The following is a 14,222-nucleotide window of genomic DNA, read 5'->3' as shown; positions in this document are numbered from 1 at the left end:
TTTGGCTATGCCGCGCAGCATGGCCGAAATGATTGCGGTGCAAAAGGGCTATCTGTTTTGGGTATAGCCGTCACCCTCGGGACAAGCCCGAGGGTGACGGGGCGCTTCACTCCAATTCGACCAGCAGATCCTTGGCGTCGATCTGGCTGCCGGGCTGGACATGCACCGCCTTGACGGTCGCATCGCGTTCCGCATGCAGGCCGGTTTCCATCTTCATCGCCTCGATGGTCAACAAAAGGTCGCCTGCCTTGATCTTTTGCCCGGCCTTGACCGCAACTGTCGCAACAGCACCCGGCATCGGCGCGCCGATGTGGTTGGCGTTGCCCAGTTCTGCCTTGGGTCGGGCTGCGACCGTGCTCTTGATCCGCCGGTCGGGCACGCGCACCGTGCGCGGCTGGCCGTTCAGTTCAAAGAACACGCGCGCCTCGCCATCCTCTTGCGTTTCGCTTACCGCGACCAGCCGGATTTCCAGCGTCTTGCCGGGGTCGATTTCGGCGGTGATTTCCTCGCCTGTCTCCATCCCGTAAAAGAAGGTGCGCGTAGGCAGGGTACGGACGGGGCCGAATTGCGCGTGACGTTCCATGTAATCGGCGAAAACCTTGGGATACATCAGGCTGCCCATCAGATCCTCGTTGTCGATTTTTTTGCCAAAACGCTCTGTCAGTTCGGCAAACCGCGCGTCCAGATCTTCGGGCGGCAAGAGCGTGCCGGGGCGCACGGTGATCGGCTCTTCGCCCTTGAGCACCTTTTTGACGATCGCGGGGGGAAAGCCGCCGGGTGCCTGCCCCACATAGCCCTTCATCAGTGTGATGACCGAGTCGGGAAAGCTGACCTCGGTCGCGGGGTCGAGCACATCTTCGCAGGTCAGGCCCTGGCTCACCATCATCAACGCCAGATCGCCCACTGTCTTGGCAATCGGCGTCACCTTGATCACATCGCCGAACATCTGGTTCACATCGGCATAGGTGCGCGCGATGTCATGCCAGCGGTCTTCCATCCCCATCGAGCGCGCCTGCGCCTTGAGGTTGGTGAACTGTCCGCCGGGCATTTCGTGAAGATAGACCTCAGAGGTGGGCGATTGCATCCCGCTTTCAAACGCAGCGTAGTGGTTGCGCACCGATTCCCAGTAGTTCGAGATTTGCCGGATCGCCCCAATGTCGAGCCCGGTGTCGCGCGGCGTGTGGCGCAGCGCCTCGACAACGGTGCCGATCGTGGCTTGGCTGGTATTGCCAGAGAGCGAATCCATAGCACAATCGACCGCATCGACGCCCGCCTCTGAGGCCGCCAGAATGGTGGCTCCGGCAATGCCTGCTGTGTCATGGGTATGGAAATGCAGCGGCAACCCAACCTCTTCTTTGAGCGCCTTGAAAAGCACGCTCGCCGTGGCCGGTTTCATCAATCCGCCCATATCCTTGATACACAGGATATGCGTTCCCGCCTCTTTCAACTCTTTGGCCATCGAGAGGTAGTATTTGAGGTCATATTTGGAGCGTGCCGGATCGAGCATATCGCCCGTGTAGCAGATCGCCGCCTCCAGCACCTTGCCCGAGTCGAGCACGGCGTCCATGGAGACGCGCATATTCTCGGCCCAGTTCAGCGGGTCGAACACGCGGAAAATATCAACGCCGCTTTCGGCCGCCTGTTTGACAAAGGCCGCGACCACATTGTCGGGATAGTTGGTATAGCCTACCCCGTTCGAGCCGCGCAGCAGCATCTGCGTCAGCAGGTTGGGCATTCTTGCGCGAATGTCGCGCAAGCGCTGCCATGGGCATTCGTCAAGGAACCGGTAGGCCACGTCAAACGTCGCACCGCCCCAGCACTCGACCGAAAACAACCCCGGTAGATCGTGGGCGTAATTGGGCGCAATGCCGATCATGTCGATCGACCGCATGCGCGTAGCCAAAAGCGATTGATGGCTGTCGCGCATCGTGGTGTCGGTGATCAACAGCTGCTTTTGCGCGGCCATCCAATCCGCCACGGCCTGCGCGCCCTCGCGTTCAAGGATCTGCTTTGGCCCATCCTTGATCTCGGAGTTGGCGGGGCGCGGCGCGCGTGGCAGTTTGAGATCTGCAGGGGGGCGCGTGCGCCCCTCGACCTCGGGATGCCCGTTGACCGTGATGTCGGCGATATAGCTTAGAACGCGCGTACCACGATCCCGCCGCTTGGCGAATTTGAACAGTTCTGGCGTCGTGTCGATGAATTTGGTCGTATAGGTATTGTTGAGGAAGGTCGGGTGCTTGAGCAGGTTCTCGACAAAGGCAATGTTGGTGCTGACACCGCGAATACGGAATTCGCGCAGGGCGCGGTCCATCCGGGCAATCGCCTGTTCGGGGGTAGGTGCCCAAGCCGTGACCTTGGTCAGAAGGCTGTCATAATAGCGTGTGATCACACCCCCCGCATAGGCGGTGCCACCATCCAGACGAATGCCCATGCCGGTGGCCGAGCGATAGGCCGTGATCCGGCCATAATCGGGGATAAAGTTGTTGAGCGGATCTTCGGTGGTGATCCGGGTCTGGAGCGCGTGGCCATGCAGGGTGATGTCATACTGGCTGGCCTTGCCGGTGGCCTCCATCAGGCTCTTGCCCTCGGCAATCTTGATCTGCGCCTGCACGATGTCGATGCCGGTCACGGCCTCGGTCACGGTATGTTCGACCTGAACGCGCGGATTGACCTCGATGAAATAGAATTTGCCGGTGTCCATATCCATCAGGAATTCGACAGTGCCCGCGCATTCGTAATTCACATGCTTGCAAATCTTGTAGCCAAGCTGACAGATTTCCTCGCGCTGTGTCTCGGACAGGTAGGGGGCGGGGGCGCGTTCCACCACCTTTTGATTGCGGCGCTGCACCGAACAGTCCCGCTCGAACAAGTGGTACATATTGCCGTGCTTGTCGCCCAGGATCTGCACCTCGACATGGCGCGCGCGCAGGATCATCTTCTCGAGATAGCCCTCGCCATTGCCAAAGGCCGCCTCGGCCTCGCGCCGCCCTTCACGAACCTTATCCTCAAGCTCGCTTTCATCCTCGATTGGTCGCATGCCGCGCCCGCCGCCGCCCCAAGACGCCTTGAGCATCAAGGGATAGCCAATTGCCTTGGCCTCTTTGCGGATGGCCTTGATGTCGTCGCCCAGCACTTCGGTTGCCGGGATCACGGGAACGCCTGCCTCCATGGCCACACGGCGCGCGCTTGCCTTGTCGCCAAGGGCGCGCATGGTTTCCGCGCGCGGACCGATAAACGTGATGCCCGCCGCGTCGCAGGCATCAACAAAGGCCGGGTTTTCGGACAAGAGGCCGTAACCGGGGTGGATGGCATCCGCGCCCGATAGCTTGGCCACGCGGATGATCTCTTCGATGGACAGATAGGCCTGAACTGGCCCCATACCCTCGCCGATGCGATACGCCTCATCCGCCTTGAACCGGTGAAGCCCGAGCTTGTCCTCTTCTGCAAAGACAGCGACGGTTTTCTTGCCCATTTCATTGGCGGCCCGCATGATGCGGATGGCGATTTCGCCCCGGTTGGCGATGAGAATTTTCTTGAAGTCGGCCATGCCTGTCCCCCGGTTTATCAGTTCTGGCGGCGCGGCATTCCATGCCGCATTGCAGCGCTGCATCCTTGTAAGATTTGTGAAAGGTTTGTGCAATCCGGCAAACTGGGTATTCCCCGGCAAGGGAAATTTCCTGTCCCGACGGGTGGTCCACCCTACCCGTTAGGGATCAGGCGCGACCGTACGTCCCAAAGCGTGCGTGTGCCCAACTGGCCCATATTGGCGCGCAAATCCTCGGCCAGAATATCCGCCAGATGCGCCGGGCCACTCTCTCCAAGCGCGCCAAGCGCATAGTGCCAGCCGCGCCCCATCATCACGAAATCCGCGCCAAGGGCGATGGCACGCAGCACATCAAGCCCGCCCTCGATGCCACCATCCATGATCACCGGCAGGGTGGTTGCCGCGCGCACCTCTGGCAGGGCCTCGATGGTGGCGGGGGCGGCGTCGAACTGACGGCCTGCGTGGTTCGAAATCCAGATTGCGTCTGCGCCCTCTTTCTCAAGCATCGCAGCATCATCCCCGCGCAGCACACCTTTGACCACGAAAGGACCGTCCCATGCGTCGCGCAGCCATCGCAGATAATCCCAGTCGGGCGAGGTGCGCAGCAAGTAACCGGCGTGTTTGTTCGAGGGCAGGCCCTTGGTCTGGCCTGCGTAATCGTCAATCAGACGCATGCGCGGCATGCCCAGCCGCGCGGTGCCAAGCGCCCAAGCCGGGCAGCGGGCAACCTGCGCCATCAGGCGTGGGGTCAGCTTGGGCGGCTGTGTCAGGCCCGAGCGCACTTGCCGCTCGCGGCGGCTGCCCACGGGCACATCGACGGTCAGCACCAGCACCGTGAACCCGGCATTGCGGGCGCGGTTGAGCATGTCGGTGCGAATGCCGGTATCGCGCGGCGGATACATCTGGAACCAGCCATTGCCGTTCAGATGTGGCCCGATGTCCTCTGGTTTTTGGCTGGCCACAGTCGACAGGCCATAGGGAATGCCCACCTGCGTGGCCGCCCGCGCCAAGAGACGCTCGGCATCGGGCCAGATGAGGCCCGACATGCCCACGGGCGCGATGCCCACCGGCAAAGCGTGGGTCTGTCCCAAGAGGGTGGCCGAGATATCGGGTGTGAACTCACCATGCAGGATCGACGGGCTGAGCCGCACCTGATCGAGCATCAGGCGATTGCGCCCCTTGGTCGCCTCGGTCCCTGTGGCACTGTCAAGGTATTCCCAGACGAAATGCGGAATGCGCCGCGCGGCTCGGGCGCGCAGATCAGACAGGGCGGGATAGGTTGCATGCAGGTTCATGGCGCGCATTTGCGCGGGTTTTCAGGGGCTTGTCCAGAGGCCAGATGGGGGCGGAACAATCCCCGAACATCTCTTTATCTCTCGGCGCCTCCGCGCTATTGTCGGGGGCATGAACAGATTTGACGAATCCGACGCCTTTGAGGGGGCCAGCCTCTCGGCCCGTGCCATGGCGGCGCGGCCCGCGCCCTATCTTGATGATCTCAACGCCGAACAGCGCCGCGCGGCGGAAACGCTGGATGGTCCGGTGCTGATGCTGGCGGGCGCGGGCACGGGCAAGACCAAGGCGCTGACCACGCGCATCGTGCATCTGATGAACACCGGGCGCGCGGGGCCCGGCGATATCTTGGCTGTGACCTTTACCAACAAGGCCGCGCGCGAGATGAAAGAGCGTGTGGGCCGCCTTTTGGGTCAGCCGGCAGAGGGGATGCCGTGGCTGGGCACCTTTCATTCGATCTGCGTCAAACTTTTGCGTCGGCATGCCGAACTGGTTGATCTGAAATCGAATTTCACCATTCTTGATGCCGACGATCAACTGCGCCTACTCAAACAACTGGTGCAGGCGTCTGGCATCGACGACAAACGCTGGCCCGCGCGGATGCTGGCGGGAATCATCGACCAGTGGAAAAACCGCGCTTGGACGCCTGACAATCTGCCCGCGTCAGAGGGCAGCGCCTATGATGGCAAGGGTCCGGCGCTCTACCATCAGTATCAAGCGCGACTGAAGGAATTGAATGCGGTCGATTTTGGCGATCTGCTGCTGCATGTTGTGACAATATTCCAGCGCCACGATGACGTGCTCAGGCAATACCAACGCTGGTTCCGCTATATCCTCGTGGACGAGTATCAGGATACCAACGTCGCGCAATATCTCTGGCTGCGGCTTTTGGCGGGGGGGCACAAGAACATCTGCTGCGTGGGCGATGACGATCAGTCGATCTATGGCTGGCGCGGGGCCGAAGTGGGCAATATCCTGCGGTTCGAAAAGGATTTTCCCGGCGCGGCGGTGATCCGGCTTGAACAGAATTACCGCTCGACGCCGCATATTCTCGCCGCTGCTTCTGGTGTGATCGCGGGAAATCGCGACCGGCTTGGCAAAGAGTTGTGGACCGAGGCTGAAGAGGGAGAAAAGCTCCGCCTGATCGGCCATTGGGATGGCGAGGAAGAGGCGCGCTGGATTGGCGAAGAAATCGACGCGATGCAACGCGGCACGCGGGGCATGCGGCCCTATTCGCTTGACGCAATGGCAATCCTCGTGCGGGCCAGCCACCAGATGCGCGCCTTCGAGGATCGGTTTCTGACCATCGGTCTGCCCTACCGCGTGATCGGCGGCCCGCGCTTTTACGAGCGTTTGGAAATTCGCGATGCCATGGCCTATTTCCGCCTTGTGGTCTCGCCTGCGGATGATTTGGCCTTTGAGCGGATCGTCAACACGCCCAAGCGCGGGTTGGGTGACAAGGCGCAGCAGAAAATCCAGATGACCGCGCGCCAGCATGGTGTGCCGTTGGTCGAAGGCGCGCGCCTTTTGCTTGACGACAAGGGGATCACCGGCAAGGCGGCAGGCGAGCTGCGCCTTTTGATCGACGGGCTTGGCCGTTGGGGCCGGATGGTAGGCGATGCCGATATCAGCCATGTCGAACTGGCGGAGATGATCCTCGACGAGAGCGGCTATACTGGCATGTGGCAAAACGACAAGACGCCCGAGGCACCGGGGCGGCTTGAAAACCTCAAGGAACTGGTCAAGGCCCTCGAAGGGTTCGAGAACCTGCAAGGGTTTTTGGAACACGTGAGCCTCATCATGGATAATGAGGCGGGTGAAGAGGGCGAGAAGGTCACGCTGATGACCTTGCACGCGGCCAAAGGGCTCGAGTTTCCGGCCGTGTTCCTGCCGGGATGGGAGGATGGGCTTTTCCCCTCGCAACGCTCGATGGACGAAAGCGGCGTGCGGGGATTGGAAGAGGAGCGGCGGCTGGCCTATGTCGGCATCACCCGTGCCGAAGAGGTCTGTACGATTTCATTCGCGGGCAATCGCCGGGTCTATGGCCAGTGGCAGAGCCAGATGCCATCACGCTTCATTGATGAATTGCCTGAGGCTCATGTTGATGTGCTGACCCCTCCGGGCCTTTATGGCGGGGGCTATGGGGCGGCGGCCAGTTCAGGCATCGAGAGCCGCGCCGCCGAAGCCAATGTCTACAATAGCCCCGGTTGGCGACGGCTTCAGGCGCGGGGCGCGGAGCGGCCCCTGAGCCAACCCAGTGAAGCGCGCCACGGCGTGATCGACCTGCAGGCGATGAGCGCGCACACAGTGGGCGAGCGCGTCTTTCATCAAAAGTTTGGCTATGGCGCAATCATCGCCATCGAGGGCGACAAGCTCGAAATCGCGTTCGAGAAGGCGGGCACCAAAAAGGTTGTTGCCCGTTTCATCACGGGCGCGGATGACGTTCCGTTCTAGCCGGAGGATCGCGGCGTATTTGAGTATTTTTGCCAAGAAGAAACCTGGCTTGGCTTCTTCTTGGTGCAAATACTCCTGTACGACCTAGCGCCGAAACGCCTAGCTGAGGTGATCGACGACCGTCAGATGTTGCGCCAATTGGTTGACCTCGCCCAAGTAGCGCGCAACCAGTTTCGGATCATGCGGGGCTGCGCTGACGCCTGCCGCAATCTCGCGCGTCAGCACCGAGTCGACCGCCAGAGAAACCGGGATTGACACCAGCCGCGCCATCGCCGTGCCGCGCGCGTCGCCCCAGGCATCCATCACATAGATCTTGTGCCAGACGGGTTTCCCGGCGTTTTCGGCCCTGAGATCCACGCAGAGCACAACTCGATCCGGCTCGCCCTCCTCATAGGCGTTCTCTTGCCAGAACTGATCCGACATCTCTTTGAGGCGGCTATCGCCTGCGGTGCCTTCCAAGGTCTCGATTTCCGCAAAAATAGGCTTCCATGCCTCTGACCAGCCATTGAGCCGCAGCGTGCCACGCACGAAATCCTTGATCCGCCAGTCTGGATCAAAGCGGTAATCCGCGATGAAGGGGATCGAGTCCCGGTTGGGGTAAACCTCAAAGGTTTCGGGGGTCGGCAAGGGGGCGTCATAGCTGGAAATGGCATCCCAAGGCCGCGCCACCCGAAGTTCCGAGAAATTCCGGATTGACCGCGAGGGCGAGCGAAGCGCCTTGAGCACGCCCAAGGGCGACCAACTGAATTTGTAGCGGAACGGGTTGGGCTGTTTTGGCACGCCGCCGCAATAGGAGGTAAAGCTGAGATCATTGCCCGCGTCATAGGCCTTGGAGGCGCGATAGTCGGCCACCAGATGATGCGCCATGAGGTGGTCGATGCCGGGGTCGAGACCGATTTCGTTGACAAAGCACAGCCCCTTGTCGCGCGCAGCCTGATCGAGGGCGCGCATCTCTGGTGCGATGTAAGAGGATGAAACGAAATGCGCGCCCCTCTCAAGGCAAAGTTCGGCCAGGGGCACGTGCCAGTCGCCCGGCAGCATTGACACCACAACGTCACCGGGATTGAGCACCTTGGCCAATGCGTCCATGTCAAATGCGTGGATCGTGTCGGTGAGATCGCCGACCATTGCCCGCGCCTTGTCGGTCGAGCGGTTCCACACCGTCACATCACGCCCTGCCTCGATCAGCCGCCGTAGGCCGGGGATGGCCGATAGGCCGGTGCCGCACCAGTGGATTGTCATGTCGTTCTCTCCTTCATTTAAAGCGGAGTTTTGCCGCGACGATGCTGAGCATCGCGACCACGGCGCAGATATTCGCAAGGATGAGCGGCCAGTCGCCGATCATCACCCCATAGACCAGCCAGAGGGAAACGGTGGTCAAAAACAGCAGGTTCGAGGGCAGCGACAGGCCGGATGTGTCGCGCGTGGCCCAAGCCTTGACCGCTTGTGGAATCCAGCAGATCGTGCCCAGAAAGGCGGCCAGATATCCGACATAGGGGGCCATTCAGAGCGCTTTCATATGGGTGTGAAAGGTCTCTGCCGCGCGCCCCCAGACGCCTTGATCTGGCGTGTCGAGCGTCAGCAGGGAGGTTAGCAACTGTCCCGCATAGTCCTGAGAGGATTCCACCGGCAAGAGCGAGGGCAGGTTGTCTATGGCCATGACATCGAGCGGCGGAACATCGTGCACGCGCAGTACGGGCGCGGCCCAAGTGGTTGCCGCATCATAGACTGGCACCGGGTTATAGTCACTGTCAGGGTCGCAGGCGACATCGCCGATTACGGTCAGGTGGCGCGGCGCGGCCAAGGCGGATTTAGGCACGAAAACCGGCGTGCCGGGGCGGGCAAAGATGCAGTTGAGGAAGATGTCATGCGTTAGGATTTCGGGAAACGGCCCACCCGATGCGGTCTCGGCCATGTCCCAACGGGTGACGGGCACATCCATCGCTTCGCAGAGATCCGCCGCCCCTGTGCCCACGCGGCCCAAGGCCCCGATGACAATGGCGCGGGGGCGTGTGGCACCCGAAGCCTCAAGCCGCGCGCCAAGATCGGCCAAAAGTGCGTCGCGCCCCGGATAGGTATCGACGGTCGGGCAGAGGCCACCGCCCTGTTGTGTCGCCCATGCCATGAGCGATACCGCTGCCCCCGCATAGCCCGCCCAATAGCCAAACGCCGCGACGCGGCGGCCGGTCACATCGACCAGATACTCCAGATCGTAAAGCGTGCCGCCCCCAGCCTGAAACCGCTGCAAGAGTCGCCGTCCGGCATGTTGCCCCTTGAAGGCATGGCCGAACATGATGTGGCGATGCGGCAGGGGGGTGCCATCCTCGGGCAACTCCTTGAGGCCAAAGATGATTGCGTCCTGCGGTGCCGAGGGCCATGCGTTTTCCGGGGCGATTTCGCAGCCGGCGGCGCGGTAGCCGTCGATTGGGATGGCGCGGTTTTGGCTTTCTTCCACTGTGACGTGGATGCCTTTGGCGATCAGTTGCGCCGCGCCCTCGGGCGTCAGCCCCACGCGTTCCTCATTGGGCCGCTGTTCGGCCCTTACCCACAGATGTGTCATCTCAGCCTCTCAGATCATGTTATCCGCGATCACCCGTTCTACAGATGGGCGCGCGCGCATTGCCTGCACGAAGGCTGCGATTTTGGGGAACTTGGCCACATCCACCCCGTCGCCTTCCAGCCAGTTGCAGGCGACAAAGAGATAGGCATCGGCGAGAGAGAGTGTTTCTCCCAGCACAAAGGGGCCGGTCAGGATATGATTTTCGACGTAATCAGCGCTGTCGGTCATGGTCTGTACCGATTTGGCCTTCATGTCGTCGAAAGAGCTTTGCTGATCGGCCCACCGGTGCCCGCGCATTTTGTGTGCGTGGTTCACATGCATGGTGGAGGCGATGTAATACATGGCCTCGCGCATTTTGGCAGCCTTCAAGGGGTCTGTGGGGCGCAAACCTGCTTGGGGTGTGGTGTCCGCAATGAAATCGAGGATTGCACCGGTTTCGGTCAGGATACTGGTGTTGGTAACGAGAGTCGGGACACGCCCCTTGGGATTGATCGCAAGATATGCGGCGCTGGTTTGTTCCCCCGCCCGGAAATCAAGGCGCATCGGTTCAAAATCCAGACCCGCCTCGTGCAGCGCGATGGCCACCGCAATCGAGATGGTGCCTTTGGCATAGTATAACTTCATGGCGCGGTTCCTCTTGCTGTCAGATAAAGGTGCGGGCATGCGCCCGATCGGGAGTGTCGAGATGCGGCGTTGCGTTGAACGTGCCCAGCATCAGCATGTCATGCACATGCTCCAGCCGGTGGAGCGAGCTGTTCCTCACTTGCAACATGACTTTGGCCATGCCCGGAATATCCAGCCCGAGCACATGCCGCATGACCATGCCGATCACGCCGCCTGAGGTTACGATCAGAACACGCCCATGCTGCTGGCAGATGTCGTCGATCAAGCCGGTGATCCGGTTGGTAAAATGAGCAAAGGTTTCAGGTACATCCTCCAGATCGCCGCGCGCCCAGTGTTCGATCACCTGAGGCAGGTAGCGGGCGAATTCGGTGGCGTCCGCAGGGGCCGGAATGCCGTGCTGTGCCTCGATGGCGCGGGCGAGGGCGAAATAGCTTAACTCGTCAAGACGCGGGTCTTGTTCGGTGATCTGATAGCCCATGGCGCGGGCGGTGCCGATCTGACGGTTGAGCGTTCCGGTGATCACATGGTCAAAATGCGGATTCGTCCGCTCCAGATGTGCGCCCAGCCATTCGGCCTGCTGCACGCCCAGAGGCGATAGCCGGTCATAGCCTGCCTCATCGGTCGCATGGCTGTTGGCCTGCCCGTGCCGCACCAGAATAAGCTCTGCCAAGGTTTCCCTCCCCCGAATTCCGCGCGACGTTAGCGCCGGTTGCGGCGGGGTTAAAGGGAGCGCGTGAAATATTCCATCCCATCGCTGACAGGCGTGACGGTGCTGTCGATTTAAGACCTCTGCCGTGGCTCTTTGCCATTCGTGGCGCAAATGTGGGGTGAGGTGTCGGGATTGACGGCCTCTGGCATGCTGCTGCATGCTTTAAAAAGTCCCAAAGCAGGGAGGCACGCTGATGACCGACAAGATCACACTCGTATTGGATGGCCGCGAGGTCGAGGTAGAGGCTGGTCAGACGATCTGGGAAGTCGCCAATGGTCGTGGTCTGAAAATTCCGCACCTCTGCCACAAGCCTGCCCCAGGCTATCGCCCCGATGGCAATTGCCGCGCCTGTATGGTCGAGGTCCAAGGTGAGCGTACGCTTGTCGCCTCGTGCATCCGCGAGGCCAAGGCGGGCATGGTTGTGACAACCAACTCCGCCCGTGCAGAATCGGCGCGCAAATTGGTTGTTGAGATGCTCTTGGCCGATCAGCCCGAGCAGGCGCAGTCGCATGACCGCTCAAGCCACCTCTGGGATATGGCCGAAGCCAATGGCGTGACCCATAGCCGCTTTCCCAAACTGGAGCGCGACCGCATTCCGCTGCTCGATGACAGCCACATCGCGATGCGCGTCAATCTCGACGCCTGTATTCAATGTGGTCTCTGCGTGCGGGCGTGCCGCGAGGTTCAGGTGAATGACGTGATTGGCATGGCCGGGCGTGGGCATGACGCCTACCCGGTGTTCGATCTTGCGGATCCGATGGGCGATTCGACCTGTGTGGCCTGCGGCGAATGCGTGCAGGCCTGCCCGACCGGGGCCCTGATGCCTGCAACCGTGCTCGATGACGTACAGCAGGGCGACAGCGCCGATTTCGATGAAGAGGTCAAGAGCATCTGCCCGTTCTGTGGCGTGGGGTGTCAGGTTTCGCTCAAGGTCAAGAATGGCAAGGTCAAATATGTTGAGGGCATCAACGGGCCTGCCAACGAGGGGCGTCTGTGCGTCAAGGGGCGGTTCGGCTTTGACTATATCCACCATCCGCATCGCCTGACCAAGCCGCTCATCCGCCGCGATGATGCGCCGGCAAAGGGGCTGAATGTCGATCCCGGTAATTGGCAGGAAGTGTTCCGTGAAGCATCTTGGGACGAGGCGCTTGATCTTGCAGCAGGCGCACTCAAGGGGCTGAAGGACACCCATGGCGGCACCAGTGTTGCAGGATTTGGCAGCGCGAAATGCACCAATGAAGAAGCCTATCTCTTCCAGAAATTCATCCGTCAGGGATTTGGTCACAACAATGTGGATCACTGCACGCGGCTCTGCCATGCGTCGTCTGTGGCGGCGCTGATCGAGAATGTCGGCTCTGGTGCCGTGACGGCGACCTTCAACCAGATTGAAAACGCCGATGTGGCGATTATCATCGGGGCCAACCCGCTTGAAAACCACCCTGTCGCCGCGACCTATTTCAAGCAGTTCACCAAGCGTGGTGGCAAGCTGATAGTGATGGACCCGCGCGGGCAGGGGATGAAGCGTTTTGCCACGCATATGTTGCAATTCCGTCCCGGCGCAGATGTCTCGATGTTGAATGCGATCATGCATGTGATTGTCGAAGAGGGGCTCTACGACCAGCAATACATCGCGGCCTTCACCGAGAACTGGGAAGCCGAGAAAAAGCACCTGTCACAATTCCCGCCCGAAAAGATGGAGGGTATTTGCGGTGTTCCCGCCGAGACCCTGCGCGCTGTGGCGCGGGATTTCGCCACGGCCAAGGCCGGTATGATCTTTTGGGGGATGGGCGTCAGCCAGCATATCCACGGCACTGACAATTCGCGCTGCCTGATTTCTCTGGCCTTGATGTGCGGTCATGTGGGCCGTCCGGGCACAGGGTTGCATCCGCTGCGCGGCCAGAACAACGTGCAAGGCGCGTCTGACGCGGGCCTCGTGCCGATGTTCCTTCCAGACTATCAGACGGTGACAGATGACGGCGTGCGCCGCGCCTTTACCGAAGTCTGGCAATCGGGGGACTTCTCGAACCAGAAGGGCCTGACCGTGACCGAGATCATGGACGCGGTTCATGACGACAAGATCAAAGGCATGTATATCCTGGGCGAAAACCCGGCGATGTCTGATCCTGATGTCGAACACGCCCGCGATGCTTTGGCCAAGCTCGAGCATCTGGTGGTGCAGGACATTTTTATCACGGAAACAGCCAACTATGCCGATGTGATCCTACCCGCGAGCGCGTTCTACGAGAAATCGGGGACCGTGACCAATACCAACCGTCAGGTGCAGATGGGCCGACCCGCCGTTACCCCACCAGGCGAGGCGCGCGAGGATTGGGCGATCACCGTTGAGCTGGCTAATCGGATCGGGCTTGACTGGTCTTACGACAGCCCGGCAGATGTCTTCGCCGAGATGAAGGTCAACATGCGCTCGCTCGACAATATCACCTGGGAGCGGTTGGAGCGCGAAGGCGCTGTGACCTATCCTTGCAAAGGGCCTGATCAGCCGGGTGAGTCGGTCGTGTTCGGCGACGGTTTCCCGCGGCCTGAGGGACGCGCGAAATTCACCCCGGCGGCAATCATTCCGCCCGACGATGTGCCCGATGCCGAGTATCCGATGATCCTGACAACGGGGCGGCAGCTTGAGCATTGGCACACAGGGTCGATGACCCGCCGCGCCAGCGTGCTTGATGCGGTAGAGCCGGAGGCCAATTGTTCGATGCATCCTGCGACCCTGCGCAAGCTGGGCGTAGAGCCGGGCGGCATGGTGCGGCTGAGCACCAAGCGTGGTTCAATCCGGATCATGGCGCGGGCAGATCGCGCAGTGGCCCCTGATATGGTGTTCCTGCCCTTTGCCTATGTCGAAGCGGCGGCGAACATCCTGACCAATCCGGCGGTTGATCCCTATGGCAAGATCCCAGAGTTCAAATTCTCGGCAGTCAAGGTCGAGGCAGCGAATATCGCGGCAGAGTGAGGCCGCGTGCGCGCCCCGCAGGTTTTGCGGGGCGCGCACAGGGTCCGACCGTTAGATTTGGCATTTGGCCTCT

General features: G+C 61.0%; 9 protein-coding genes. 2 read left to right on the top strand and 7 right to left on the bottom strand.

The features are described 5' to 3' along the window. Window positions 1–106 precede the first annotated feature (106 nt). Window positions 107–3,547 (bottom strand): pyruvate carboxylase, encoded by a 3,441-nt coding sequence (gene pyc / locus GC127_RS20950; RefSeq protein WP_081508545.1) that lies wholly within the window; start codon window positions 3,545–3,547, stop codon window positions 107–109. 152 nt (window positions 3,548–3,699) lie between these two features. After that, the gene (locus GC127_RS20945; protein WP_254700215.1) at window positions 3,700–4,839 is read right to left on the bottom strand and encodes an alpha-hydroxy acid oxidase; all 1,140 of its coding nucleotides are present in this window, start codon (window positions 4,837–4,839) and stop codon (window positions 3,700–3,702) included. Window positions 4,840–4,948: 109 nt separating this feature from the next. Here GC127_RS20945 and GC127_RS20940 point away from each other — a divergent pair, with 109 nt between their 5' ends. After that, window positions 4,949–7,288, top strand: a complete 2,340-nt coding sequence (locus GC127_RS20940) for an ATP-dependent helicase (protein ID WP_151979495.1) — start codon at window positions 4,949–4,951, stop codon at window positions 7,286–7,288. Window positions 7,289–7,387: 99 nt separating this feature from the next. Here GC127_RS20940 and GC127_RS20935 read toward each other — a convergent pair whose 3' ends face one another. From GC127_RS20935 to GC127_RS20915, 5 genes are read right to left on the bottom strand one after another with little or no spacing between them, the layout of a single operon-like run. Beyond that, window positions 7,388–8,530, bottom strand: coding sequence for a saccharopine dehydrogenase family protein (locus GC127_RS20935; RefSeq protein ID WP_151979494.1), 1,143 nt, complete (start codon window positions 8,528–8,530; stop codon window positions 7,388–7,390). A gap of 13 nt (window positions 8,531–8,543) precedes the next feature. Then, the gene (locus GC127_RS20930; protein ID WP_081506541.1) at window positions 8,544–8,792 is read right to left on the bottom strand and encodes a SemiSWEET family sugar transporter; all 249 of its coding nucleotides are present in this window, start codon (window positions 8,790–8,792) and stop codon (window positions 8,544–8,546) included. Beyond that, window positions 8,793–9,848: a saccharopine dehydrogenase gene (locus GC127_RS20925; RefSeq protein WP_151979493.1), complete on the bottom strand. Its 1,056-nt coding sequence runs from the start codon at window positions 9,846–9,848 to the stop codon at window positions 8,793–8,795. Between the two features lie 9 nt (window positions 9,849–9,857). Further along, window positions 9,858–10,472, bottom strand: coding sequence for a glutathione S-transferase family protein (locus GC127_RS20920; protein ID WP_151979492.1), 615 nt, complete (start codon window positions 10,470–10,472; stop codon window positions 9,858–9,860). Between the two features lie 19 nt (window positions 10,473–10,491). Next, on the bottom strand, window positions 10,492–11,142 hold the full coding sequence (locus GC127_RS20915) for a histidine phosphatase family protein (RefSeq protein WP_081506539.1): 651 nt from the start codon (window positions 11,140–11,142) through the stop codon (window positions 10,492–10,494). A gap of 232 nt (window positions 11,143–11,374) precedes the next feature. On the opposite strand from GC127_RS20915, the gene fdhF reads away from it, so the two are divergent. Continuing rightward, the gene (gene fdhF, locus GC127_RS20910) at window positions 11,375–14,149 is read left to right on the top strand and encodes a formate dehydrogenase subunit alpha (RefSeq protein WP_151979491.1); all 2,775 of its coding nucleotides are present in this window, start codon (window positions 11,375–11,377) and stop codon (window positions 14,147–14,149) included. Window positions 14,150–14,222 lie beyond the last annotated feature (73 nt).

The organism is Roseovarius sp. EC-HK134 (assembly GCF_902498815.1).
Taxonomy (GTDB): domain Bacteria; phylum Pseudomonadota; class Alphaproteobacteria; order Rhodobacterales; family Rhodobacteraceae; genus Roseovarius; species Roseovarius mucosus_A.
Note: the sequence above shows the minus strand (reverse complement) of the source record. Positions and strands in the feature narration are given on the sequence as shown.

Excerpts from the sequence above, each read along its gene's own strand:
- GC127_RS20925 (WP_151979493.1), bottom strand. The coding sequence starts at position 9,848 with ATGACACATCTGTGGGTAAGGGCCGAACAGCGGCCCAATGAGGAACGC.
- GC127_RS20935 (WP_151979494.1), bottom strand. The coding sequence starts at position 8,530 with ATGACAATCCACTGGTGCGGCACCGGCCTATCGGCCATCCCCGGCCTA.
- pyc (WP_081508545.1), bottom strand. The coding sequence starts at position 3,547 with ATGGCCGACTTCAAGAAAATTCTCATCGCCAACCGGGGCGAAATCGCC.
- fdhF (WP_151979491.1), top strand. The coding sequence starts at position 11,375 with ATGACCGACAAGATCACACTCGTATTGGATGGCCGCGAGGTCGAGGTA.
- GC127_RS20920 (WP_151979492.1), bottom strand. The coding sequence starts at position 10,472 with ATGAAGTTATACTATGCCAAAGGCACCATCTCGATTGCGGTGGCCATC.
- GC127_RS20940 (WP_151979495.1), top strand. The coding sequence starts at position 4,949 with ATGAACAGATTTGACGAATCCGACGCCTTTGAGGGGGCCAGCCTCTCG.
- GC127_RS20930 (WP_081506541.1), bottom strand. The coding sequence starts at position 8,792 with ATGGCCCCCTATGTCGGATATCTGGCCGCCTTTCTGGGCACGATCTGC.
- GC127_RS20945 (WP_254700215.1), bottom strand. The coding sequence starts at position 4,839 with ATGAACCTGCATGCAACCTATCCCGCCCTGTCTGATCTGCGCGCCCGA.